We start from the raw sequence: 23317 nt of genomic DNA, 5'->3' as shown, positions 1-23317 counted from the left end.
CCTCGACAGGTTTATCCCGAAAGTATGGTCGCTGATGGTGATCGTGCCGGTCGTCGGTCGGATCGATTGACAAGCACGAGCGGGTTTCCTAGTGTCCGCCCCATTGTTTTCTGGATGACACCATGACCGACGACGACCGTATCAAACTCGAACCCAGCTGGAAGCAGGCCTTGCGCAGCGAGTTCGACCAGCCCTACATGCAGGAGCTGAAAGACTTTCTGCGCCAGGAACATGCTGCAGGCAAAGAGATCTACCCGCCAGGGCCGATGATTTTCAATGCGCTGAATTCCACGCCGCTGGATAAAGTCAAAGTGGTGATTCTCGGCCAAGACCCGTACCACGGCCCCGGTCAGGCCCATGGTCTGTGTTTTTCGGTGCAACCAGGTACGCCTACACCGCCGTCGTTGCTGAACATTTACAAAGAACTGCAGCGCGACCTGAACATCGACATTGCCAACCATGGCTGCCTGCAGCACTGGGCTGAACAAGGCGTGTTGCTGCTCAATACCACCATGACTGTCGAGCGAGGCAATGCGGCGTCCCATGCCAACAAGGGCTGGCAGCACTTCACCGACCGGATTATCGAAGTGGTGAGTGAGCAGCAGCCAAACCTGGTTTTCCTGCTGTGGGGCGCGCATGCGCAAAGCAAACGCAAATTGATTGATGCCACCAAGCACCTGGTCCTGACGTCGGTGCATCCATCGCCGTTGTCGGCTTACCGTGGTTTTCTCGGGTGTGGCCATTTCAGCCAGACCAATCGCTTCCTCGAGCAGCGTGGCCTGGCGCCTATCGATTGGCGCCTGCCGCCTGCGTAAATGAAGCACCTTCTGTGGGCTGCGCAAACCGCTTGGTTCTTCGGCTTGCGCAAGCGGCAGGTTATTCGCTGTGCCGGGTCCAGTGGTGAAACAAGGGCTCGGCCAGAAACAATACAAACAGCAGGCGCATGACCTGCAACGCCGTCACCAGTGGCACTGACAGTTGCAGGGTTTCGGCGGTCAGGCTCATTTCCGCGATGCCGCCCGGCATCATGCCCAGGGTCAGTGAGCGCAGATCGAGGTGGGTAGCGAGGCTCAAGGCCCAGGCGGCGAGCCCCGCGATCAGCATGCTCAACGAGGTGGCAATCAGTGTCCGCCCAAGAAAGGACGGCGCGCGGCGGAAGAACGCCCGGTTGAAGTGACAGCCCAGGCCGCTGCCAATCAGCCATTGGCCGATCTGGCTGGCGCCGTCTGGCAAGCCGATCTGCAGGTTCCAGCCAATGCTGACACTGGCGGCGACCAGCAATGGGCCGAACAACCAGGGGTTGGGCTGGCGCAGCCGTTGCCATGCCCAGGCCGTTAGCCCGCCCAACGGGATCACCACGACCAGCCAGCGCCAATCGACGTTGCCGGCATGCAGCAGCGGTGCACCGTCGCCGAGCAGGAACTTGAAGGCGGCAGGTACGCACAGCACGACCACCAGCACCCGCAGGCTTTGCGCCGCTGCGACGTGGCTTAGGAACGCGCCATTACGCGCCCCCAGGTTGACCATCTCCCCTGAGCCACCCGGCATGCTTGAGAAGAATGCCGTGGCTCTATCTTCACCGGTTCGACGCAACAGCCAGACCCCGACCACGCTGGACAAGCTGGTAAGCAATGCACCGAAGAAGATCAGGCCAAAGTGGCTCGCCACCTGCTCGACCACCGCTGGGGTGAAGTGCAGGCCGATGCCGACACCGATTGTCCATTGTCCGCCTTTACGGCCGCCGGGGATTTCCTTCAGTTGCCAGGGTGTCAGGCAGCGCACCAGGATGACGGCGAGCAGCGAGCCGACCATCCAGGGCAATGGCCAGCCGACCTGGCTGGCGAGAAAGCCGCCTGCCAGGCCGACCAGTGCGGTTGCCCACCAGCCTTGTGGTGCTGAATCAGGCATCGGCCAGGGCACGTCGCTGCACGCTGCGTTTACGCCAGATACGCAGCAGTGGCAGTACCAGCATGAACGCAGTCAGTACCCATACCGACAGGCTGATCGGGCTGGCCCAGAGGATGTCCAGCGCACCGTTGGAAATCGACAGGGCCCTGCGCAGGTTCTGCTCCATCAAGCCACCAAGGATGAAACCGAGCAGGATTGGCGACAGCGGGAAGTCGAGCTTGCGCAGGATGTAGCCGAAGATGCCGATGCCGATCATCAGGAACAGGTCGAAGGTGGTGGCGTGGACGGCATAGACACCAATGGCGGTAATGATCGCGATCACCGGCACCAGCGCCCAGTTCGGCACGGCGAGAATACGGGTGAACAGGCGAATCATCGGGATGTTCAGAATCACCAACATGATGTTGGCGACGAACAGCGACGCGATCAGGCCCCAGACGATATCGGGTTGTTGTTCGAACAGCAGTGGCCCCGGGGTGATGTTGTACAGGGTCAGGGCGCCGATCATCACGGCGGTAGTGCCCGAGCCCGGCACGCCGAGGGTCAGCATCGGTACCAGAGCGCCGCAGCAGGATGCGCCAATCGCCGTTTCTGGCGCAGCCAGGCCGCGTTTGTCACCTTTGCCGAACGTGCCGCTGGCGCCCGCGATACGTTTTTCGGTCATGTAGGCCACGGCGCTGGCCAGCGTTGCGCCTGCACCCGGCAGCACGCCCATGATGAAACCGAGCAAGCCGCAGCGAATGTTCACCACGAACACTGATGCCGCTTCCTTGAGGTTGAACAGCATGCGTCCGGTGGCTTTTACGGCTTCGTGGCCGTGGTGGGTTTTTTCCAGCAGCAGGAGAATCTCGCTGATGGAGAACAGGCCCAATACCAGGACGACGAACTGGATACCGTCGGCCATGTGCACGCTGTCGCCGGTGAAGCGGTACACACCACTGTTGGCATCAATCCCGACACTGGACAGGAACAGGCCGATCAAGGCGGCGATAAAGGTTTTCAACGGCCTGTCCCCGGCCATACCACCGAGGCAGACGATGGCAAAGACCATGAGCACGAAGTACTCGGCAGGGCCGAAGGCTATCGCCCATTTGGCCAGTAACGGCGCGAACAGCACCATGCCGCAGGTGGCGATCAGGGCGCCGATGAACGAGCTCCAGGCCGACAGCGACAAGGCCACGCCGGCCAAGCCCTGACGCGCCATCGGGTAACCGTCGAGGGTGGTCATGACCGTGGAGGCTTCGCCCGGGATGTTGAGCAGGATCGAACTGATCCGCCCACCGTACTCGCAGCCCAGGTACACCGCTGCCAGCAGGATCAGCGCCGACTCTGGCGGCAGGCCCAGGGCAAAGGCAATGGGGATCAACAGGGCGACGCCGTTGATCGGGCCCAGGCCCGGTAGCAAGCCGACCACGGTGCCGATCAGGGTACCGGCCAGGGCGGTGACCAGGTTGTAGGGGCTCAGGGCGACGCCGAAGCCTTGGCCCAGATAGCTGAGGGTATCCATGTCAATTCTCCAGAATGTCGAGCAGGCCAAGGGGCAGCGGCACATCCATCACCCGGTCGAACAACAGGTACAGGGCAATGCTCATCACGCCGATGATGGCGGCGCTGGGCAGCCAGCGACCGCCGTACAGACGTGCCATCGGTACTCCGATCAGGATGCTGCTGAGGATGAAGCCCAGCGGTTCAAAGGTGGCTGCGAAGACCAGTAACAGCAGTACACAGACGCCGATTTTGTTCAGCGTGGCGCGGTCCAGCGCCGGTTCATCGTCGCTGTGCACGATGGGGGTGGGGCGAAACAGCAGGTACAGCAATGCTGCGCTCATCAGGCCAAGCATCAGCAGAGGATAGGCGCGGGGGCCGACCGGTTCGTAGGAAAAGGCGGCCTGGTAGGGCCAGGCCATGACGGCCAGGACGGCGCATGCCGCCAACAAAACGAAGGCGAAGAGTCGTTGCAGGATCATGGTGAATCCTCTTTGGGGCAGGGGATCGCCGGCAAGGCTGACGCCTACGGGGCGGTGTAGGTGCCTTGCCAGCGATAGGCTTTCTGGATAAGCGGGTTATTGAACCAGGCCGAATTCCTTGGCCAGGGCCTTGTAGTCCGCCACCTGTTTCTTCACGTAGGTGTCCAGTTCATTGCCCGTCAGGGCGAAGGGGAAGAGTTCGCGCTGATCACGCAATGTGGCGAAGTCTTCAGAGGCCAGCAGTTTGTCGAAGGCATCTTTCCACCAGGCATATTCTTCGTCTGTGACCTTCGGCCCCAAGTAGAAGCCGCGCACTACTGGCCAGACAATGTCGTACCCCTGTTCCCTGGCGGTGGGGATGTCTTTCATTTCCGGCTCATCCAGGCGTTTCTCGGCAAACACCGCCAGCAGGCGCATGTTGCCGCTTTGGATGTGCGGCATGGAGTCGGAAATGTCGGTACTGCCCACTTGAATGTGCCCACCCAGCAGTGCCGTGGCGATTTCACCGCCGCCCTCCAGCGCCACATAACGCAGGTCCCGCGGGTTGATCCCCGCAGCCTTGGCGATCAGTGCGGTCTGCATCCAGTCCTGGCTGCCGACGGTACCGCCCGAGCCAATAACCACTTTGCTCGGGTCTTTCTTCAGTGCCGCGACCAGATCGTCGAGAGTCTTGTAGGGGGAGTCGCTCTTCACTGCAATGGCGCCATAGCTGGTGCCGACTGCCGCCAGCCAGCGTACGGCGTTTTCATCGAAGCGACCGAACTTGCCTTGGGCCAGGTTCAGCAGCGAGCCGCTCGACCAGGCAACCAGGGTGCCCGCGTCGGCGGGGCGCTGGGCAACCACGGCGTTGTACGCCACGGCGCCGACACCGCCGGGCATGTAGGTCACGCGCATCGGTTTGGTGAGGATTTTTTCGTTGACCAGTGCGCTCTGTACCAGCTTGCAGGTCAGGTCGAAACCGCCCCCGGGCGAAGCCGGGGCGATGCATTCGGGGCGTTTCGGTTCGCCAGCCAGGACATGGCCGGCCAGTAACAGGCAGCTAGTGGCAAGGGCAATACGGCGCAGGGAAAAGGTCATGGTCATTCTCCTCGGATATTATTGTTATTGGGCTTACCACAGCGCCACGTTGTAGCTCACCAGCAGCCGCACTTCGTCGGCGTCACGGGCGAACGACGAGCGGTAGGTCGCGTTGCGCAGGCGTACGGCGACGTTCTTGAACGTGCCGCTCTGGACGACGTACTTGAACTCGCTGTTGCGTTCCCACTCCTTGCCCTCGCCGCCGTTGGCCAGGCTGACATTGTCGCCGTTTATGTAGCGGCTCATGAAGGTCAGGCCAGGTATCCCCAGCTTGGCGAAGTCGTAGTCGTAGCGCACCTGCCATGAGCGCTCATCGGCCCCGGCGAAGTCGTTGATCTGGACGAAGTTCACCAGGTACGGGTCGGAGCCGTCGACATACGGGAAGGCGCTGTCACCGGACATATGCTGGTAGGCGGCGCTGAGTTTGTGCCCGTTCAGGGCGTAGCTGAGCAGGCCATTGAGCGCGGTGTTGTCGATCTTGCCGCCACGGGCCTGGCCCTGGTCATCGCTGAAGGCCATACGCAGGTCGGCGCCGAAGGTGCCTGGGCCCATCGGCTGGCTGGCGAGCATGCCGACGAAGTGCTGGCGGTACACATCGTCGAGTTGGGCGTAGTGGTAGCTGCCGGTGATCCGATCGGTGAACCGGTAGTCCAGGCCCGCCATGTCGAAGTGGTTGCCGGCGACGGTGCCGAGAAAGCGACCGTTCTTGTTGTTGAGGGCGATGTCTTCCTTGTTGGTGTCGTCGCGGTCCTTGGCCTTTTCCAGGCGACCGCCCGTAAAGGTCAGGTTCTTGATTTCCTTGGAGGTCAGCAGGCCGCCCTCGAAGGTTTGCGGCAGGATGCGCCCGTCATTGGGCTGCAGGGTCGGCAGCTCGGGGATCAGCGTACCGAGCTTCAGTTCGGTGGCGGAGATCTTCACCTTGCCGGTCAGGCCCAGCTTGGAGTACTCGTCGGCGGCATAGCCATTGTCGTGGGTCGGCAGCAGGCCGGTGCCGGTACGGTCGGGGCTTGAGTCGAGCTTGATGCCCAGCATGCCCAGGGCGTCGATGCCGAAGCCAACGGTCCCTTCGGTGTAACCTGACTCCAGGTTGAGCATGAAGCCCTGGGCCCATTCGTCGCGTTTGGATTGCTGGGCGCTGGTGCCGTCGCGAAAGTCACGGTTGAAGTACATGTTGCGGGTTTCAAAGCTGGCACTGCTGTCTTCGATGAAAGCGGCCTGGCTCAGCGGTGCAACGCCAGCAAGGGCGAGTGCGCTGGCAATAGCGGTAGGGCGGGTACGCAAATGACGGGTAGGCGCGAACGCCTGCAGCTGCATCGACAGCATGGTGGATCACTCCGTTATTGTTCTTATTAGCGCGAGCCTTGAGGTTCGCTTATCGGCTTCCAGAGAGGGCCGTGAAGGGATGCTATGAGGTGAAGCTTTCACTAACCTTTCAATGCACTTTCATTGCGACGATGGCTTCACAGTGGTTGTCTCGGCTGTACACTCCGCGCCATTGACCGCGACGTAACCGGGGAAAAAACGATGCGTGTTCTGCTCGTCGAAGACCATCTGCAACTGGCCGAAAGCGTGGCTCAGGCACTCAAGGGCATCGGCTTGACCGTCGATATGCTGCACGATGGCGTGGCCGCCGACCTGGCCCTGGCCAGTGAGGAGTATGCGGTGGCCGTGCTTGATGTCGGCTTGCCGCGCATGGATGGCTTTGAAGTACTGGCGCGCCTGCGCGCACGCGGCAAGAACGTGCCGGTGCTGATGCTGACTGCGCGAAGTGACGTCAAGGATCGGGTGCACGGCCTGAACCTGGGCGCCGACGATTACCTGGCCAAGCCGTTTGAACTGAGTGAGCTTGAAGCGCGGGTGAAGGCGTTGTTGCGCCGTACGGTGTTGGGAGGGGAGCGCCAGCAGCGCTGCGGGCCACTGGTCTATGACCTTGATACCCGGCGCTTCACTTTGGGTGATGAGTTGCTGACACTGACCTCCCGCGAGCAGGCAGTGCTTGAAGCGTTGATCGCTCGCCCTGGGCGGGTGATGAGCAAGGAGCAGCTGGCGGCGCAGGTGTTCGGTCTGGATGAGGAAGCCAGCGCTGATGCCATCGAAATCTACGTGCATCGCCTGCGCAAGAAACTCGATGGTCAGCCAGTGGCGATCGTTACCTTCCGGGGGCTCGGCTACCTGCTTGAGCACCGCGATGCGTGACTCAGGAAGCCTTCGCGGGCGGCTGCTGTGGAACCTGGCGCTGCTGCTGGTGGTGTTGATGGTGGCCAGCGGCCTGAGCGCCTATTGGAACGGTCGAGAGGCTGCCGACACCGCTTACGACCGTACACTGCTGGCCTCGGCGCGAACCATTGCGGCCGGGCTGTCCCAGCGCGACGGTACCTTGAGCGCTGATGTGCCTTATGTAGCGTTGGACACCTTTGCTTATGACAGCGCCGGACGTATTTACTACCAGGTCAACGATATTAATCAGCGTTTGATCTCCGGCTACGAAAACCTGCCGCCACCACCACCGGGTACGCCGCGCACTGACGACTACCCGGCGCTGGCGCGTTTCTACGATGCCCAGTACCTGGGGCAGGACGTACGCGTGGTCAGCCTGCTCAAGGCGGTGAGCGAGCCGAACATGAACGGCATGGCCGAAATTCGTGTTGCCGAAACCGAAGAGGCGCGGGTACGCATGGCCCGCAGCCTGATGGCCGACACCTTGCTGCGGCTAGGGATGCTGGCGATTGGTGCGTTGTTTCTGGTGTGGTTTGCGGTGAGTGCCGCGCTGCGTCCGCTGGGGCGTTTGCGCCGAGCGGTAGAGGAGCGTCAGCCGGACGACCTGCGACCGCTGCCGCAGGTGCAGGTGCAACGAGAGCTTGGGCCGCTGGTGCGCGCCTTGAACCACTTCACTGAGCGCCTGCGCGGGCAGTTTGAGCGTCAGGCACAGTTCATTGCCGAGGCGGCCCATGAACTGCGTACACCGCTGGCAGCGTTGAAAGCGAGGGTCGAGTTGGGGTTGCGCACACAGGAGCCGCAGGTGTGGCGTGACACTCTCGAGGCAACCGCGCAAAGCACTGACAAACTGACCCATCTGGCCAATCAGTTGCTGTCGCTGGCGCGGGTGGAGAATGGTGCCCGGGCAATTGCCGAAGGCGGGGCGCAGTTACTCGACCTCAGTCAGTTGGCGCGTGAGTTGGGGATGGCCATGGCGCCATTGGCTCATGCCCGTGGTGTGGCGCTGGCGCTTGAGGCGCCGGAACCGGTGCAGTTGCGTGGCGAACCAACCTTGCTCAGTGAGTTGCTGAGCAACCTGTTGGACAACGCCTTGGCCCATACCCCGCCCGGTGGCAACGTGATCCTGCGGGTCATGGCCCCGGGTGTTCTTGAGGTGGAGGATGATGGGCCGGGAATCCCGGCGGCCGAGCGCGAGCGGGTCTTCGAGCGGTTCTACCGGCGTGGCGCGCAGGGCACCGGCCTGGGGCTGGCCATCGTGGGTGAAATTTGCCGTGCGCACCTTGCCCAGATCAGCCTGCACGATGGTGAAGGTGGCGGCCTGAGGGTGCGCGTCAGCTTCACCCCGGGCTAGCGGAACATGTGCCGAGCGCTGAGCAGGTCGCTGCTCAGCAGGGGGGTGTTGGCCGGCAACTTCAGGTGCGCGTAGGCCGGCAACGAGGTGAGGGAACGCTCGCGTCCGCTGGTATCGCTGATGGCGCGAGCAATCTGGACGATATCTACGTAATCGATCTGCTGGGTCCGGCGGTCGAGGTCCTGGGTCAGGCTTGGCAGTTTTGCCAGTTGCTCAGGGAACTCCCAGACACTGAGGATCTTGTCGCCCAGCGCGGGATGAATCTGCTCGATGATGTGGTTCAGGCATACCGGATCGGACAGCAGTTCGTTGTGTTCTTCGGCGTAGGTGAGGATGGGCAGCACGCCGATTTGGTGAACCAGGCCGGCGAGGGCGCCCTGATCAGGCTTGAGGTTGGTGAAACGTAGGCAGATTTCATAGCTGATGCCTGCAACCTCCAGGCTTTTTGCCCAGATTTCGCGCATTTTCTGCTCGACGACTTCTGAGCGCGCATGGAAGATCTGTTCGATCACCAGGCCGATAGCAAGGTTACAGCTGTAGTTGATGCCCAGGCGCGTGATGGCTGCTTGCAAGTCGGTGACTTCGCAGGCTGCGCGTAGCAGTGGGCTGTTGACCACCTTGATCAGGCGCGCCGAAAGGGCGGCGTCGCGGCGGATCACTTTGCTCAGGGTGCTGACGCTGATCTCGCTGTCTTCGGCCGCTTCGCGAATACTCAGGGCCACCTCCGGCAGGGTCGGCAGCACCAGGTCGTCGTTGTCGATGGCGGTCAGCAATTGTGCTTCGACCATCTTTGCCAGCGTGTTCATTGTGATTCTCTACCGCATTCAATGAGGGCCCTGACGTACTGTGCGGCAGGGCGGGGCTGGCTCAACGCTGGATTTCGCGGTCGCGATCCAGCTCATAAGGTAACGACAGCAATTGCAGGCTCGGGCCTTCCAGGCTACCCAGGTGCAGGTTGCCGTCTTCTGCTGCGTCGGCCTGGAGCACAGCCAGCAGTTCGCAGCCGTGTTCGCTGCGGGCCGCCAGCACCACCTCGCCAACGGACGAGGCGTGTACCGGAGAAAACAGTGCGCTGCCTGGCTCTGGAAGTGGGCCGTCGATCAGGGCCAGACGGTACAGTCGGCGCTTGAGCTTGCCCAGGTACTGCATGCGCGCGACGATTTCCTGGCCGGTGTAGCAGCCTTTCTTGAAGCTGACACCGCCTACCGCTTGCAGGTTGATCATCTGCGGGATGAACAGCTCGCGGGTCTGCGCCATGACCTGGCCAATACCGGCGCGCACCTGGCCAAGCAGCCAGTCGTTCAGCTCGCCTGCTGCCAGGTGGGCGGCCAGGTGGCTGCGTACCTGGTCGGCATTCGCCGCCGGGCACCAGAGTTCAATGCGGCCTTCCGAGACGGCAATTGCCATCAGCCCATCATGAGCTACAAATTCGTCGGGCTTGGCTGGCGCCGTGATGCCAAGCCCTTGCAGCGCCTGTTCAGCATGGCTCAGGCCGAAGCGAACCCAGGCGGCGCTTTCGTCGGTGAGCTTGGCCTTGGAGAACACGGCGTACTTCTTGAGGTCCGCCAATTGTGGCTCGATCAGCTCGCTGGCCATGGCCAACACATAGCCGTCAGCCTGCGGCAGGATGCGGAAGCTCGACTGCATGCGGCCCTTCTGCATGCAGCGGGCACCCAGGCTGGAGGTGTGTTCATTGAGGTAATTGATGTTGCAGGTCAGTTGACCTTGCAGGAACTTGCCGGCGTCCGAGCCGCGGACGGCGAGGACGCCCTCATGAGACAAGGTGCAGAAAAAAGCGGAATCGGCCATGGGTCATCGCAGGGTGATAAGACTGGGGCTCATCATAGAGCGCCGTCGGAAAAATAGGTAGGTGAACTAGACCAATGCCTTGTGCCTGGCCTTGCCTACCCTTGTATACTGGCGGCCTATTTGAGGAGGGCTCCATGGTCGAACAATCTGAACTCAACCGGCTCTTTTGGCACAGCCGCCGTGGCATGCTCGAGCTGGATGTGCTGCTGGTACCTTTTACCCAGGAAGTCTATGCGACCCTGAGCGAAGCGGACCGTGAGTGCTACCGCAACCTGCTGGCTTGCGAAGATCAGGACATGTTCGGCTGGTTCATGGAACGTACCGAGTCCGAAGACCCTGAACTGCAGCGCATGGTTCGCATGATCCTGGACCGTGTCCAGCCCAAGTGACCGCTTCGAATGTCGCTGGCAAGCCTCTCGGGGGTTGCTGGCGGCCTACCTGTTCGGCCAGCTGTCGGCGCTGCTTGCCCTGACCCTGCTGGACCTTCCCGTTGTCGTGCGCTTACTCGGGGCTGCCCTGTGCCTGTTGCATGGCGCCTGGGTGTTGCCGCGGCATATCGTATTGACTCATCCCCGTGCGTTCAGCCGTTTGCGTAGAGACGCCCAGGGCTGGCATCTGTGGAGCCCTGCGCAGGGCTGGCAGTCGGTGCAGTTGTGCCGCGACAGCCTGGCGTTGCCTGGCCTGGTATTGCTGCGCTTCAGGCGCGCTGGGCGACGGTGGACGGAAAGCCTGTGCATTCCCTTCGACGCGCTGGAGCCGGTGCAGCACCGGCGCCTGCGCGTGCGGTTGAAGTTCAGTCGGCGTAGGTGGGCGGCAGCAGAATAGTGTCGCGTGCTTCTTTCAGCATCTGCGGGTAGTCCAGCGTGTAATGCAGCCCGCGGCTTTCCTTGCGCTGCATGGCTGAACGTATCATCAGTTCCGCGACCTGGGCCAGGTTGCGCAGCTCGATCAGGTCGCGGCTGACCTTGTAGTTGCTGTAGAACTCGTCGATTTCGTCGAGCAGCAGGCGTACCCGGTGTTCGGCACGCTGCAAGCGCTTGTTGGTGCGCACGATGCCGACATAGTCCCACATGAATCGCCGCAGTTCGTCCCAGTTGTGCGCAATGATCACGTCTTCGTCCGAGTCGGTGACCTGGCTGGCATCCCAGCATGGCAATGTTGCGGGCATGCTTACCTGGTCCAGCTTGCTGATGATGTCGGCAGCAGCGGAGCGCCCATACACGAAGCACTCAAGCAGCGAGTTACTGGCCATGCGGTTGGCACCGTGCAGGCCGGTGAAGCTGGTCTCGCCAATGGCATAGAGGCCGGGCACATCAGTATGGCCCTGTTCGTCGACCACTACGCCGCCGCAGGTGTAATGAGCGGCCGGCACTACCGGGATTGCCTGGGTGGTGATGTCGATGCCAAAGGTCAGGCAGCGTTCGTAAACGGTCGGGAAGTGGCTTTTGACGAACTCGGCGGGCTTGTGGCTGATGTCCAGGTAGACACAGTCTGCCCCGAGGCGCTTCATCTCGTGGTCGATGGCGCGGGCGACGATGTCCCGTGGCGCCAGTTCGGCGCGCGGATCGAAGCGTGGCATGAAACGCTCGCCGTTCGGCAGTTTGAGCAGTGCGCCTTCGCCGCGCAGTGCTTCGGTAATCAGGAAGCTCTTGGCCTGCGGGTGATACAGGCAGGTCGGGTGAAACTGGTTGAACTCCAGGTTGGCGACCCGGCAGCCTGCCCGCCAGGCCATGGCGATACCGTCGCCGCAGGCCCCGTCGGGGTTGCTGGTGTAGAGGTAGACCTTGGCGGCCCCTCCGGTAGCCAGTACGGTGAAGCGTGCGCCGTAGGTGTCGACTTCGCCTGTCGAGCGGTTCAGAACGTAGGCACCCAGGCAGCGCTCACCCTCCTGGCCCAGGCGCCGCTCGGTGATCAGGTCGACCGCAACCCGCTGCTCAAGCAGTTCGATGTTGGGGCGCTGTCGAGCCTGGGCGAGCAGGGTGGTAAAGATCGCCGCGCCAGTGGCGTCGGCAGCATGAATGATGCGTCGATGACTGTGGCCACCCTCACGGGTCAAATGGAACTCAAAACTGCCGTCGTCGACGCTGGCATGTTCATCGCGCGTAAACGGTACGCCCTGGTCGATCAACCACTGGATGGCTTCGCGGCTGTGTTCGACCGTGAAGCGCACGGCATCTTCATGACACAGCCCGCCGCCTGCGTTGAGCGTGTCCTCGACATGAGACTGCACGGTATCGGTGTCGTCGAGTACGGCTGCTACGCCGCCTTGAGCCCAGAACGTTGAACCGTTGGCGAGCTCGCCTTTACTGAGAACGGCAATGCGCAAGTGCTCTGGCAAGGTGAGGGCCAGGCTCAGGCCGGCAGCGCCGCTGCCAATCACTAGGACGTCATGTTGAAACTGTTGGCTCATGTCTGGAACTTCCGCGCGGGGCGACCAAGAGGGCGTAGGTGCCCCCTAGTATATAAAGGGGGGGATCGGCACAATAGTCAGGCTTTTATGGCATTGTGAAACTATCGTGAATCGAAATGGGTAGTCTTTATAACAGCCCAATACCCGGTATTTCCATGCTATCTGCCGATTTTGCGTATGAGGTATCCCTGTCGGCAGCGGGAACTTTCCTTGAATTTCGGATATCCATAGAAGGCTGCCTGCATCACAGGACGCCGCGTCGATGGCAGGCAGGGCTTGTGTTAGCCGCTCTGCCCATGCCTTCGATGACCAGACTATCGACGCAGCCGGCGACGACCGTGCTGCGTTTTTTCGTGCGGGCTGACGACAGGCTGCAGGAAACTTGCTTGGAGGGGGAGAACTTTTGCGGAAAGCCCGAGTCTATGTTTGCAAGCCTGAGCGATGGCTGTTGCAGCACTCCTCCAGGTTCACCGAGGAGTATTCATGCTAACCCAGGAAGAGGATCAGCAACTTGTCGAGCGCGTGCAGCGCGGCGACAGGCGAGCCTTCGATCTGTTGGTGCTGAAGTATCAGCACAAGATTCTCGGGTTGATCGTGCGTTTTGTGCACGACACCCATGAAGCCCAGGATGTGGCCCAGGAAGCGTTCATCAAGGCCTACCGGGCTCTGGGCAATTTTCGTGGTGACAGTGCGTTTTATACCTGGCTTTACCGCATTGCCATCAATACGGCAAAGAATTACCTGGTGTCGCGCGGTCGGCGGCCACCAGACAGCGATGTAAGTTCCGAGGATGCGGAATTTTACGACGGCGATCATGGCCTCAAGGATCTCGAGTCCCCAGAACGCTCGTTGTTGCGTGATGAGATCGAAGACACTGTTCATCGAACCATTCAGCAACTGCCAGAAGATTTGCGTACAGCGTTAACTTTGCGCGAATTCGAAGGTCTGAGTTACGAGGACATTGCAAGCGTCATGCAGTGTCCGGTGGGTACCGTGCGCTCCCGAATCTTCCGCGCTCGGGAGGCCATAGATAAAGCCCTGCAGCCCTTGTTGCAGGAAACCTGAGACAGCGGCGACAGCCAAGAGAGGAACCGCCATGAGTCGTGAAGCTTTGCAGGAATCGCTGTCCGCGGTAATGGATAACGAAGCGGACGAATTGGAATTGCGTCGGGTATTGAATGCCGTCGACGATTCTGAAGCCCGTGCAACCTGGTCGCGTTATCAGATTGCGCGTGCAGCCATGCACAAAGAGCTGTTGGTGCCGCAGCTGGACATCGCTGCTGCCGTGTCGGCAGCGCTGGCCGATGAAGCGACTCCAGTGAAGGCTGCCCCTCGGTCATGGCGTAGCCTGGGGCGTCTGGCGGTTGCTGCCTCGGTAACGGTTGCGGTATTGGCAGGTGTTCGCCTGTACAACCAAAATGAGATCACTGGCGCTCAACTGGCAGCCCAGCAGCCTCAGCAAGGTCTTTCTGTGCCACAAGTGCAGGGCCCTGCTGTTTTGGCAGGCTATAGTGAAAGTGCCGACCAGCCAGGGCCGATGGCCAATGGTGTGCTGCAGGGGCAAGCAGGCTGGCAGGATCAACGTTTGCCAGGATACTTGCGTCAGCATGCTCAGGAAGCAGCCCTGAAAGGCACTGAAAGCGCTTTGCCTTATGCCCGTGCGGCCAGCCTGGAAAATCGCTAAGTAAGGAGGATCATGCGCACGCTACCTCTCATACCGCTTTTGCTCGGTGTATGGTTGACGGGCCCGGTCTTCGCCGCCAATTCCTCCACTGAAGCTACTGACTGGCTCAGTCGTCTGGCGAAAGCCGAGCAGCAGCAAAGCTATCAAGGTACTTTCGTTTACGAGCGTAACGGCAGTTTCTCCACTCACGAAGTCTGGCATCGCGTTCAGGATGGCAAGATCAGCGAGCGTTTGGTGCAGCTCGATGGGGCGGCTCAGGAGGTCGTGCGTGTTGACGGTATTACCCGCTGCGTGAGCGGAGCCTTGTTGGCGGAGGTGAGCAGTGTACCGGCCGTTCCCGGTCGTGTACTTGATCCGCTGAAACTGATGAACTGGTATGACCTGGGCATTGCCGGCCGTTCGCGTGTCGCCGGTCGCGACGTCACTATCGTTACCCTCAGCCCGCGTGACCAGCATCGTTATGCGTTTGAACTTCATCTGGATCGCGAAACCGGCTTGCCGCTCAAGTCATTGATGATCAATGACAAGGGGCAGTTACTGGAGCGTTTCCAGTTCACGCGCCTGGACACGACCAATGTTCCGAGCGACGCTCAGTTGCAGCCTGGCGATAACTGCAAGGCGGTTGCCCAGGCTTCTGAAGAGGCTGCACAGCGCGTGACGGGCTGGCGTTCAGACTGGTTGCCGCCAGGGTTTGAGCTGGTCAACAGCTCGATACGCCAAAGCCAGGACGGAAAAAGAACTGTCAGTAGCCTCATGTATGACGACGGGTTGGCGCGCTTCTCTGTGTTTGTCGAGCCTTCTGGCGAGGGTGGCGCTGTCGATACGCGTACCCAGCTTGGGCCGACCGTTGCGGTTTCGCGACGCTTGACGACGCCCAAAGGGGATATGGCGGTGACCGTTGTGGGTGAAATTCCTATCGGCACGGCTGAGCGTGTTGCACTGTCGATGCGTGCGCAAGATGCTCAGGCCAAGCAGTGATTGTCGTTTTAGAGGTGCACGGATGACTGGTACACCGACCAGGGACTGACATGATTGGTAAGCTTTGCGGTTTGCAAAATCTGATGGAATTTTCTATAGGTCAGGCCTTTCGGGGTCTGGCCTTTTCTGCTGTTGCAGCATCAAGAATGCCTATGCATCCAGCCTGTTTGTCGCCTTCACGGGTGCCGCCGGGCTTCTTGCGTTCGCAGGTCCCTACTGCTTAACCACGCTTGTTGTGACGGGAGCCGTATGTCAATACCACGCTTGAAATCGTATCTAACGTTGTTCGCCGCCGTGCTGATGCTCGGTCAGGTGGTCACCGCACAGGCCGAAGCCTTGCCGGACTTCACTACGCTGGTCGAGCAAGCTTCGCCGGCAGTGGTGAACATCAGTACCCGGCAAAAAATGCCGGATCGTCAGCTTGCCGGTGGGCAGATGCCAGACCTGGAAGGCTTGCCGCCGATGTTCCGTGAATTTTTTGAGCGCAACATGCCTCCAGCGCCCCGCTCGCCGCGTGGCGATCGCCAGCGCGAGGCGCAGTCGCTGGGCTCGGGGTTTATCATCTCCAGTGATGGCTACGTGCTGACCAACAATCACGTAGTGGCCGATGCCGATGAGATCATGGTCCGTCTGTCGGATCGCAGTGAGTTCCAGGCCAAAGTGGTGGGCACTGACCCGCGCACCGATGTTGCGCTCTTGAAAATCGATGGCAAGAACCTGCCAACCGTCAAGCTGGGCGATTCGGAGAAACTCAAGGTCGGTGAATGGGTGCTGGCTATCGGCTCGCCGTTCGGCTTCGATCATTCGGTGACCAAAGGTATTGTCAGTGCCAAGGGCCGTACACTGCCTAACGACACCTATGTGCCGTTCATTCAGACGGACGTGGCCATCAACCCGGGTAACTCTGGTGGCCCGCTGTTCAACATGAATGGTGAGGTGGTCGGGATCAACTCGCAGATCTTCACCCGTTCCGGTGGCTTCATGGGCCTGTCCTTCGCTATCCCGATCGATGTGGCGCTGGATGTCTCCAACCAACTGAAGAAAGACGGCAAAGTCAGCCGTGGCTGGCTGGGTGTGGTCATTCAGGAGGTCAACAAGGACCTCGCAGAGTCGTTTGGCCTGGATAAACCAGCCGGTGCGCTGGTGGCCCAGGTGCTTGAGGATGGCCCGGCGGCCAAGGGTGGCCTGCAGGTGGGAGACGTTATCCTGAGCATGAATGGTCAGCCGATCATCATGTCCGCTGATCTGCCTCATTTGGTGGGTGGCCTGAAAGAAGGTGCCAAAGCCAGTCTGGAAGTGGTCCGGGAAGGTAAGCGCCGTACGCTGGATGTCACCATCGGCGCACTGCCGGATGACGATCAGGAAATCGTAGCCAGTGCCAACGGTGGCATCGAGCGAAGCAGCAACCGCCTGGGCGTTTCCGTGGCGGACTTGAATGCCGAGCAGAAGAAGGCGCTTGAGCTGAAGGGCGGTGTGGTCATCAAGGAAGTTCAGGACGGCCCTGCTGCAATGATTGGCCTGCGTCCAGGTGATGTTATTACTCATCTGAACAACCAGGCGATCATTTCGGCCAAGAGCTTCACTGAAATTGCCAAGGACCTGCCGAAGAACCGTTCGGTGTCGATGCGTGTGCTGCGTCAGGGCCGCGCCAGTTTCATCACCTTCAAGCTGGCTGAATAAGCCGGGTTGATTGAAGAGGGCGGCCACGGCCGCCCTTTTTTGTGTCTTCTGATGAGCGCAGAGCGCTCTGTAAGCGCCTGCTGTGGGGGAATCGTACAGTTGGCAGGGGATGTTCCTACGGCGCGAAATCGTTGTTCACGTGACGCCCACGCTGAGCATCAGGTACAATTCCCGGCTATTTTTCGGCGGGCCTCGTTCCGCAGCCTTTTTGAGTGTTGACCCGTGAGTGATTTGAGTCATATCCGCAATTTCTCCATCATCGCCCACATTGACCATGGCAAGTCGACGCTGGCCGACCGCTTCATTCAAATGTGCGGCGGCCTGTCCGCGCGTGAGATGGAAGCCCAGGTACTCGATTCCATGGACCTGGAGCGCGAGCGCGGGATCACCATCAAGGCTCACAGCGTCACCTTGCACTACAAGGCAAAGGACGGTGTCACCTACCAGTTGAACTTCATTGATACCCCGGGTCACGTTGACTTCACCTATGAAGTCAGCCGCTCGCTGGCCGCCTGTGAAGGTGCCTTGCTGGTGGTCGATGCTGGCCAGGGCGTCGAGGCTCAGTCGGTTGCCAACTGCTACACCGCCATCGAGCAAGGCCTTGAGGTCATGCCGGTCCTGAACAAGATGGACCTGCCCCAGGCCGACCCGGAGCGGGTCAAGGAAGAAATCGAGAAGATCATCGGTATCGACGCTACCGATGCCGTTGCCTGCAGTGCCAAGAGCGGCTTGGGTGTGGAAGAGGTGCTTGAGCGCCTGGTGCACACCATTCCTGCACCGACCGGTGATATCGAAGCGCCGCTGCAAGCCCTGATCATCGACTCCTGGTTCGACAACTACCTGGGCGTTGTGTCCCTGGTGCGTGTACGCCACGGTCGCGTGAAGAAAGGCGACAAGATTCTGGTCAAGTCCACCGGCAAGGTCCACCTGGTGGACAGCGTCGGTGTATTTACCCCGAAACATACCCAGACCGTCGACCTCAAGGCCGGTGAAGTGGGCTTCATCATTGCCAGCATCAAGGACATTCATGGTGCGCCAGTGGGCGACACCCTGACCCTGAGCTCAACCCCTGAGGTTGAGGTGCTGCCAGGTTTCAAACGGGTTCAGCCACAGGTTTATGCCGGTCTTTTCCCGGTCAGCTCCGATGATTTCGAAGATTTTCGTGATGCATTGCAGAAGCTGACCCTGAACGACTCGTCGTTGCAGTACTCGCCGGAAAGCTCCGACGCACTGGGCTTCGGCTTCCGTTGCGGCTTCCTCGGCATGCTGCACATGGAGATCATCCAGGAGCGCCTGGAGCGCGAATACGACCTGGACCTGATCACCACCGCGCCAAGCGTAATCTTCGAGGTCAAACTCAAGACGGGCGAAACGATCTACGTCGATAACCCGTCGAAGCTGCCGGATATCTCTGCAGTCGAGGATTTCCGTGAGCCGATCGTGCAGGCGACCATCCTCGTGCCTCAAGAGCACCTGGGTAACGTCATCACCCTGTGCATCGAGAAGCGCGGCGTACAGCGCGACATGCAGTTCCTCGGTTCGCAAGTACAAGTGCGCTACGATCTGCCGATGAACGAAGTGGTTCTGGACTTCTTCGACCGCTTGAAGTCCACCAGCCGTGGTTATGCGTCGCTGGACTACCATTTCGACCGTTATCAGTCGGCGAATCTGGTAAAACTCGACGTGCTGATCAACGGCGACAAGGTCGATGCCCTGGCCCTGATCGTGCATCGTGACAATGCGCACTATAAAGGTCGCGCATTGACCGAGAAGATGAAGGAACTGATTCCTCGGCAGATGTTCGATGTGGCCATCCAGGCCGCCATTGGCGGGCAGATCGTCGCGCGAACCACTGTCAAGGCGCTCAGAAAGAACGTACTGGCTAAATGTTACGGTGGCGACGTGAGCCGTAAGCGCAAGCTGTTGGAAAAACAGAAGGCCGGTAAGAAACGCATGAAGCAGGTCGGCAACGTGGAAATTCCACAAGAAGCCTTCCTGGCCGTGCTCAGGTTGGATAGCTAGGTCCTATGTCGCTAAATTTCCCGCTGTTGTTAGTCATCGCCGTTGCCGTTTGCGGTCTGCTGGCCTTGCTTGATCTGCTGTTTCTGGCGCCACGCCGGCGGGCAGCGATCAGCAACTATCAGGGCAGCGTCAGCCAGCCCGATATGTCGGTACTTGAGCAGCTCAACAAGGAACCGCTGCTGGTTGAATACGGCAAGTCGTTCTTTCCGGTGCTGTTCATCGTGCTGGTGCTGCGCTCGTTCCTGGTAGAGCCGTTCCAGATCCCTTCGGGGTCGATGAAGCCGACCCTTGAAGTGGGCGATTTCATCCTGGTGAACAAGTTCTCCTATGGCATTCGTTTGCCGGTGATCGACAAGAAGGTCATTGAGGTTGGTGACCCTCAGCGGGGTGATGTAATGGTGTTCCGCTACCCCAGCGATCCGAACGTGAACTACATCAAGCGGGTGGTTGGCCTGCCAGGTGACCAGATCCGTTACACCAGCGACAAGAAGTTGTTCGTCAACGGTCAGCCGATTGCCGAGCAACTGGTGGGTACCGAGCCAGGCACCCTGGGCAGCGCCGAGCTGTACAAGGAAAAACTAGGCGAGGTGGAGCACCTGATCCGCAAGGAAATGGGCCGCTACCGGATGCCGCCGGACCAACAGTGGGTAGTCCCGGCCGGGCACTATTTCATGATGGGCGACAACCGCGACAACTCCAACGACAGCCGATACTGGGATGACCCCAACATTCCAAAAGAGCTGCACGGCATGGTTCCGGACAAGAACATCGTCGGTAAGGCCTTCGCTGTCTGGATGAGTTGGCCAGAGCCGAAATTGAGTCACCTGCCGAGCCTTTCGCGGGTTGGGCTGATCAAGTAACACCTAAACGGCGCTGTCTTGGGACAGCGCCGAATGCTTTTCTGGCATAGGCTGTGTTCAGGGTGTCTGTGGATGTCCCCGAATCACTGGGTCGGAAGGGCATGAAGCCAAATAGTCTTTCAGGATCCGGATTTGAACAACGCGTTAAACCTGACGGCCACGAGCCAATCCGATAAGTGTGGGCGCCGGGCTGAGTCCCAGGCGCAAAAAATCGGCCATAAACCGAGCGTGGGTACACTGTGAGCGTTTCCTTGAGCCGCCTCGAGCGCAAGCTCGGCTACACCTTCAAGAACCAGGAGCTGATGCTGCTGGCCCTCACGCATCGCAGTTACGCCGGGCGTAACAACGAGCGCCTGGAGTTTCTGGGCGATGCGATTCTCAACTTTGTTGCCGGTGAGGCGCTGTTCGAGCGTTTTCCGCAAGCCCGTGAGGGTCAGTTGTCACGCCTGCGTGCGCGGCTGGTCAAGGGCGAGACCCTGGCCGTACTGGCGCGTGGGTTCGACCTCGGCGAGTACCTGCGTCTGGGCTCTGGCGAATTGAAAAGCGGCGGTTTCCGTCGCGAGTCGATTCTGGCCGATGCCCTTGAAGCGCTTATCGGTGCGATCTACCTCGACTCGGACATGCACACCGCGCGTGATCGCGTGCTGGACTGGCTGACCGGTGAGTTCGAGAGCCTGACGCTGGTCGATACCAACAAGGACCCGAAAACCCGTTTGCAGGAATTCCTGCAGTCACGGGCCTGCGAACTGCCCCGCTATGAAGTGGTGGATATCCAGGGTGAACCGCATTGCCGGACGTTTTTCGTCGAATGCGAAGTGGCCCTGTTGACTGAAAAAAGCCGAGGGCAGGGTGTTAGCCGGCGTATTGCCGAGCAGGTCGCCGCGGCGGCAGCCCTGATCGCCCTGGGCGTGGAGAATGGCAATGACTGATACGAATACTACCCGTTGCGGCTATGTCGCCATCGTCGGCCGCCCCAACGTGGGCAAATCGACGTTGCTTAACCACATCCTCGGGCAGAAGCTGGCGATTACCTCGCGCAAGCCGCAGACCACACGTCACAACATGCTCGGGATCAAGACCGAGGGCGATATCCAGGCGATCTACGTCGATACCCCCGGTATGCACAAGAGCAACGAGAAGGCGCTCAACCGCTACATGAACAAGACCGCTTCGGCGGCCTTGAAAGACGTCGACGTGGTCATCTTCGTGGTCGATCGCACCCGCTGGACCGATGAAGACCAACTGGTGCTGGAGCGCGTGCAGTACGTGCAAGGCCCGGTGATCCTGGCCATCAACAAGACCGACCGTATCGAAGAGAAGGCCGAGTTGATCCCGCACCTGCAATGGTTGCAGGAGCAACTGCCGAATGCCGAGATCGTGCCGATTTCCGCGCAGCAGGGGCATAACCTCGATGCACTGGAAGCACTGATCGCCAAGCACCTGCCGGAAAACGAACACTTTTTCCCGGAAGACCAGATCACCGACCGCAGCAGCCGTTTCCTGGCCGCTGAACTGGTGCGCGAGAAGATCATGCGTCAACTCGGTGCCGAGCTGCCGTACCAGATCACCGTGGAGATCGAAGAGTTCAAGCAGCAGGGCAAGATCCTGCATATCCATGCCTTGATTCTGGTCGAGCGTGATGGTCAGAAGAAGATCATCATTGGCGACAAGGGCGAGCGGATCAAACGCATTGGTTCCGAGGCACGCAAGGACATGGAGTTGCTGTTCGACGCCAAGATCATGCTCAACCTCTGGGTCAAGGTCAAAGGTGGCTGGTCTGATGATGAGCGTGCCCTGCGCTCCTTGGGTTACGGCGACCTGTAAGCCTCCAGGCCCGATACCGTCCGGTGTCGGGCCGACTCCTTTCTGAAGTTCAACTCATGGAACTACCCGTCGGCCAACCGGCTTACGTCCTGCACAGTCGGGCCTACCGCGAAACCAGTGCACTGGTGGACTTCCTCACGCCTCAGGGCCGGCTGCGCGCGGTGTTACGTCGTGCACGGGGTAAGGCCGGAACGCTGGCGCGTCCCTTCGTTGCGCTGGAAGTCGAGTTCCGTGGCCGTGGTGAACTGAAAAACGTCGGGCGCATGGAAAGCAATGGTGTCGGTATCTGGCTGAACGGTGATGCACTGTTCAGTGGCCTCTACCTCAACGAGTTGATGACCCGACTGTTACCCCTTGAGGACCCGCACCCCCGGTTGTTTGAGCATTACACCGCAACCTTGCAGGCATTGGCCGCCGGGCGCGCGCTGGAGCCGTTGCTGCGCTCGTTCGAGTGGCGCCTGCTGGATGAGCTGGGGTATGCCTTCGAGTTGGATCGGGATCTTGCGGGGGAACCGCTGGCCGCCGATGGCCTGTATCGGTTGCAGGTGGATGCAGGCCTGGAGCGGGTTTACCTGCTTCAGCCGGGTGTGTTCAATGGCGTTGAGCTGACAGCCATGGCCGAAGCCGACTGGAGTGTGCCCGGTGCCTTGAGCGCGGCCAAGCGTTTGATGCGTCAGGCGCTGGCTGTTCATTTGGGCGGAAGGCCATTGGTCAGTCGCGAACTGTTTCGCAAGCCGTAAGCTCGTCGTATGCTGTGAGGCTCAATTTTCAGGAGAGCTTCTTCGTGACCCACAGCAACCGCATTCTTCTCGGCGTGAACATCGACCACGTGGCGACACTGCGCCAGGCCCGTGGCACGCGTTACCCGGACCCGGTCAAGGCCGCGCTGGATGCCGAGGAAGCCGGTGCCGATGGCATCACCGTCCACCTGCGTGAAGACCGCCGGCATATTCAGGAGCGCGACGTGCTGCTGCTCAAGGATGTGCTGCAAACGCGGATGAACTTCGAGATGGGCGTCACCGAGGAAATGATGGCGTTTGCCGAGCGTATTCGCCCGGCACATATCTGCCTGGTACCGGAAACACGTCAGGAGCTGACCACCGAGGGCGGCTTGGATGTGGCTGGCCAGGAAGCGCGGATCAAGGCGGCAGTCGAGCGCCTGTCGCGCCTCGGCTCGGAAGTGTCCTTGTTCATCGATGCTGACGAGCGCCAGATCGAAGCCTCTCGCCGTGTCGGGGCTCCGGCTATCGAGCTGCATACCGGTCGTTACGCCGATGCCGAAACACCCGCTGACGTGGCTGAAGAGCTCAAGCGCGTCGCCGACGGCGTGGCCTTTGGCGTCGCTCAGGGCCTGATCGTAAACGCCGGGCACGGCTTGCACTATCACAACGTGGAAGCAGTCGCGGCAATCAAGGGCATCAACGAGCTGAACATCGGGCATGCACTGGTTGCCCATGCCCTGTTCGTCGGCTTCAAGTCGGCAGTGGCCGAGATGAAGTCTCTGATTCTGGCGGCCAGCCGCGGCTGAGC

General features: G+C 60.4%; 23 protein-coding genes. 15 read left to right on the top strand and 8 right to left on the bottom strand.

Going from position 1 to position 23317, the window contains the following annotated elements:
- Positions 1 to 122: 122 nt before the first annotated feature.
- Positions 123 to 815: a uracil-DNA glycosylase gene (gene ung, locus UIA24_RS14950; protein ID WP_065761116.1), complete on the top strand. Its 693-nt coding sequence runs from the start codon at positions 123 to 125 to the stop codon at positions 813 to 815.
- 61 nt (positions 816 to 876) lie between these two features.
- Here the strand turns inward: ung and UIA24_RS14945 are convergent, their stop codons facing one another.
- The 5 genes from UIA24_RS14945 to UIA24_RS14925 form a co-directional block, all read right to left on the bottom strand.
- Positions 877 to 1908 (bottom strand): AbrB family transcriptional regulator, encoded by a 1032-nt coding sequence (locus UIA24_RS14945; RefSeq protein WP_330523177.1) that lies wholly within the window; start codon positions 1906 to 1908, stop codon positions 877 to 879.
- Positions 1901 to 3415: a tripartite tricarboxylate transporter permease gene (locus UIA24_RS14940; protein WP_065761114.1), complete on the bottom strand. Its 1515-nt coding sequence runs from the start codon at positions 3413 to 3415 to the stop codon at positions 1901 to 1903. Before UIA24_RS14940 ends, UIA24_RS14945 begins: the two co-directional genes overlap by 8 nt.
- 1 nt (position 3416) lies before the next feature.
- Positions 3417 to 3875 (bottom strand): tripartite tricarboxylate transporter TctB family protein, encoded by a 459-nt coding sequence (locus UIA24_RS14935; RefSeq protein ID WP_065761113.1) that lies wholly within the window; start codon positions 3873 to 3875, stop codon positions 3417 to 3419.
- Positions 3876 to 3971: 96 nt separating this feature from the next.
- Positions 3972 to 4952: a Bug family tripartite tricarboxylate transporter substrate binding protein gene (locus UIA24_RS14930; protein WP_065761112.1), complete on the bottom strand. Its 981-nt coding sequence runs from the start codon at positions 4950 to 4952 to the stop codon at positions 3972 to 3974.
- A 33-nt stretch (positions 4953 to 4985) separates the two neighbouring features.
- Complete coding sequence (locus UIA24_RS14925; RefSeq protein ID WP_065761111.1) at positions 4986 to 6275, bottom strand: OprD family porin; 1290 nt, start codon at positions 6273 to 6275, stop codon at positions 4986 to 4988.
- Between the two features lie 201 nt (positions 6276 to 6476).
- Here UIA24_RS14925 and UIA24_RS14920 point away from each other — a divergent pair, with 201 nt between their 5' ends.
- Positions 6477 to 7148, top strand: a complete 672-nt coding sequence (locus UIA24_RS14920) for a response regulator (protein ID WP_102052650.1) — start codon at positions 6477 to 6479, stop codon at positions 7146 to 7148.
- Positions 7141 to 8520, top strand: a complete 1380-nt coding sequence (locus UIA24_RS14915; protein WP_099775639.1) for a sensor histidine kinase — start codon at positions 7141 to 7143, stop codon at positions 8518 to 8520. Before UIA24_RS14920 ends, UIA24_RS14915 begins: the two co-directional genes overlap by 8 nt.
- On the opposite strand, the gene UIA24_RS14910 is transcribed toward UIA24_RS14915, so the two are convergent.
- Together UIA24_RS14910 and ygfZ are read right to left on the bottom strand one after the other, a co-directional pair.
- A complete protein-coding gene (locus tag UIA24_RS14910) occupies positions 8517 to 9326 on the bottom strand; it encodes an HDOD domain-containing protein (protein WP_330523176.1) in 810 nt (269 codons plus the stop codon). The genes UIA24_RS14915 and UIA24_RS14910 overlap by 4 nt on opposite strands.
- A gap of 61 nt (positions 9327 to 9387) precedes the next feature.
- On the bottom strand, positions 9388 to 10329 hold the full coding sequence (gene ygfZ, locus UIA24_RS14905) for a CAF17-like 4Fe-4S cluster assembly/insertion protein YgfZ (protein WP_065761107.1): 942 nt from the start codon (positions 10327 to 10329) through the stop codon (positions 9388 to 9390).
- Between the two features lie 134 nt (positions 10330 to 10463).
- On the opposite strand from ygfZ, the gene UIA24_RS14900 reads away from it, so the two are divergent.
- Positions 10464 to 10718 carry an FAD assembly factor SdhE gene (locus UIA24_RS14900; RefSeq protein ID WP_065761106.1) on the top strand — a complete coding sequence of 85 codons (255 nt, stop codon included), beginning with the start codon at positions 10464 to 10466 and terminating at the stop codon, positions 10716 to 10718.
- Positions 10702 to 11154, top strand: a complete 453-nt coding sequence (locus UIA24_RS14895; protein WP_330523175.1) for a protein YgfX — start codon at positions 10702 to 10704, stop codon at positions 11152 to 11154. Before UIA24_RS14900 ends, UIA24_RS14895 begins: the two co-directional genes overlap by 17 nt.
- Here the strand turns inward: UIA24_RS14895 and nadB are convergent.
- On the bottom strand, positions 11123 to 12739 hold the full coding sequence (gene nadB, locus UIA24_RS14890) for an L-aspartate oxidase (protein WP_099775636.1): 1617 nt from the start codon (positions 12737 to 12739) through the stop codon (positions 11123 to 11125). The two genes, UIA24_RS14895 and nadB, sit on opposite strands and share 32 nt — an antisense overlap.
- Positions 12740 to 13222: 483 nt before the next feature.
- On the opposite strand from nadB, the gene rpoE reads away from it, so the two are divergent.
- The 10 genes from rpoE to pdxJ all read left to right on the top strand — a co-directional run bounded on the left by rpoE (position 13223) and on the right by pdxJ (position 23315).
- On the top strand, positions 13223 to 13804 hold the full coding sequence (gene rpoE, locus UIA24_RS14885) for an RNA polymerase sigma factor RpoE (protein WP_099775635.1): 582 nt from the start codon (positions 13223 to 13225) through the stop codon (positions 13802 to 13804).
- Positions 13805 to 13835: 31 nt separating this feature from the next.
- Positions 13836 to 14423, top strand: a complete 588-nt coding sequence (locus tag UIA24_RS14880) for an RseA family anti-sigma factor (protein ID WP_065759359.1) — start codon at positions 13836 to 13838, stop codon at positions 14421 to 14423.
- A 12-nt stretch (positions 14424 to 14435) separates the two neighbouring features.
- Positions 14436 to 15401, top strand: coding sequence for a MucB/RseB C-terminal domain-containing protein (locus tag UIA24_RS14875; protein WP_330523174.1), 966 nt, complete (start codon positions 14436 to 14438; stop codon positions 15399 to 15401).
- Positions 15402 to 15701: 300 nt separating this feature from the next.
- A complete protein-coding gene (locus UIA24_RS14870) occupies positions 15702 to 17081 on the top strand; it encodes a DegQ family serine endoprotease (RefSeq protein ID WP_371917217.1) in 1380 nt (459 codons plus the stop codon).
- A gap of 222 nt (positions 17082 to 17303) precedes the next feature.
- Complete coding sequence (gene lepA / locus UIA24_RS14865; protein WP_065759356.1) at positions 17304 to 19103, top strand: translation elongation factor 4; 1800 nt, start codon at positions 17304 to 17306, stop codon at positions 19101 to 19103.
- 5 nt (positions 19104 to 19108) lie between these two features.
- Positions 19109 to 19963, top strand: a complete 855-nt coding sequence (lepB, locus tag UIA24_RS14860) for a signal peptidase I (protein ID WP_330523173.1) — start codon at positions 19109 to 19111, stop codon at positions 19961 to 19963.
- A 239-nt stretch (positions 19964 to 20202) separates the two neighbouring features.
- The gene (gene rnc, locus UIA24_RS14855) at positions 20203 to 20892 is read left to right on the top strand and encodes a ribonuclease III (protein WP_065759354.1); all 690 of its coding nucleotides are present in this window, start codon (positions 20203 to 20205) and stop codon (positions 20890 to 20892) included.
- On the top strand, positions 20885 to 21787 hold the full coding sequence (gene era, locus UIA24_RS14850) for a GTPase Era (RefSeq protein WP_065759353.1): 903 nt from the start codon (positions 20885 to 20887) through the stop codon (positions 21785 to 21787). Before rnc ends, era begins: the two co-directional genes overlap by 8 nt.
- Before the next feature lie 56 nt (positions 21788 to 21843).
- The gene (gene recO, locus UIA24_RS14845) at positions 21844 to 22527 is read left to right on the top strand and encodes a DNA repair protein RecO (RefSeq protein ID WP_065759352.1); all 684 of its coding nucleotides are present in this window, start codon (positions 21844 to 21846) and stop codon (positions 22525 to 22527) included.
- Between the two features lie 44 nt (positions 22528 to 22571).
- Positions 22572 to 23315, top strand: coding sequence for a pyridoxine 5'-phosphate synthase (gene pdxJ / locus UIA24_RS14840; protein ID WP_065759351.1), 744 nt, complete (start codon positions 22572 to 22574; stop codon positions 23313 to 23315).
- Positions 23316 to 23317: the final 2 nt, after the last annotated feature.

The organism is Pseudomonas sp. AL 58 (assembly GCF_036348395.1).
Taxonomy (GTDB): Bacteria; Pseudomonadota; Gammaproteobacteria; order Pseudomonadales; family Pseudomonadaceae; genus Aquipseudomonas; species Aquipseudomonas defluvii.
Note: the sequence above shows the minus strand (reverse complement) of the source record. Positions and strands in the feature narration are given on the sequence as shown.

Coding starts and splice junctions, on each gene's coding strand:
- UIA24_RS14940 (WP_065761114.1), bottom strand. CDS start 3,415: ATGGATACCCTCAGCTATCTGGGCCAAGGCTTCGGCGTCGCCCTGAGC.
- UIA24_RS14925 (WP_065761111.1), bottom strand. CDS start 6,275: ATGCTGTCGATGCAGCTGCAGGCGTTCGCGCCTACCCGTCATTTGCGT.
- UIA24_RS14935 (WP_065761113.1), bottom strand. CDS start 3,875: ATGATCCTGCAACGACTCTTCGCCTTCGTTTTGTTGGCGGCATGCGCC.
- UIA24_RS14920 (WP_102052650.1), top strand. CDS start 6,477: ATGCGTGTTCTGCTCGTCGAAGACCATCTGCAACTGGCCGAAAGCGTG.
- recO (WP_065759352.1), top strand. CDS start 21,844: ATGGAACTACCCGTCGGCCAACCGGCTTACGTCCTGCACAGTCGGGCC.
- UIA24_RS14875 (WP_330523174.1), top strand. CDS start 14,436: ATGCGCACGCTACCTCTCATACCGCTTTTGCTCGGTGTATGGTTGACG.
- UIA24_RS14945 (WP_330523177.1), bottom strand. CDS start 1,908: ATGCCTGATTCAGCACCACAAGGCTGGTGGGCAACCGCACTGGTCGGC.
- nadB (WP_099775636.1), bottom strand. CDS start 12,739: ATGAGCCAACAGTTTCAACATGACGTCCTAGTGATTGGCAGCGGCGCT.
- ygfZ (WP_065761107.1), bottom strand. CDS start 10,329: ATGGCCGATTCCGCTTTTTTCTGCACCTTGTCTCATGAGGGCGTCCTC.
- UIA24_RS14880 (WP_065759359.1), top strand. CDS start 13,836: ATGAGTCGTGAAGCTTTGCAGGAATCGCTGTCCGCGGTAATGGATAAC.
- rpoE (WP_099775635.1), top strand. CDS start 13,223: ATGCTAACCCAGGAAGAGGATCAGCAACTTGTCGAGCGCGTGCAGCGC.
- lepB (WP_330523173.1), top strand. CDS start 19,109: ATGTCGCTAAATTTCCCGCTGTTGTTAGTCATCGCCGTTGCCGTTTGC.
- era (WP_065759353.1), top strand. CDS start 20,885: ATGACTGATACGAATACTACCCGTTGCGGCTATGTCGCCATCGTCGGC.
- UIA24_RS14870 (WP_371917217.1), top strand. CDS start 15,702: ATGCTCGGTCAGGTGGTCACCGCACAGGCCGAAGCCTTGCCGGACTTC.
- UIA24_RS14910 (WP_330523176.1), bottom strand. CDS start 9,326: ATGAACACGCTGGCAAAGATGGTCGAAGCACAATTGCTGACCGCCATC.
- UIA24_RS14900 (WP_065761106.1), top strand. CDS start 10,464: ATGGTCGAACAATCTGAACTCAACCGGCTCTTTTGGCACAGCCGCCGT.
- ung (WP_065761116.1), top strand. CDS start 123: ATGACCGACGACGACCGTATCAAACTCGAACCCAGCTGGAAGCAGGCC.
- UIA24_RS14915 (WP_099775639.1), top strand. CDS start 7,141: ATGCGTGACTCAGGAAGCCTTCGCGGGCGGCTGCTGTGGAACCTGGCG.
- UIA24_RS14930 (WP_065761112.1), bottom strand. CDS start 4,952: ATGACCTTTTCCCTGCGCCGTATTGCCCTTGCCACTAGCTGCCTGTTA.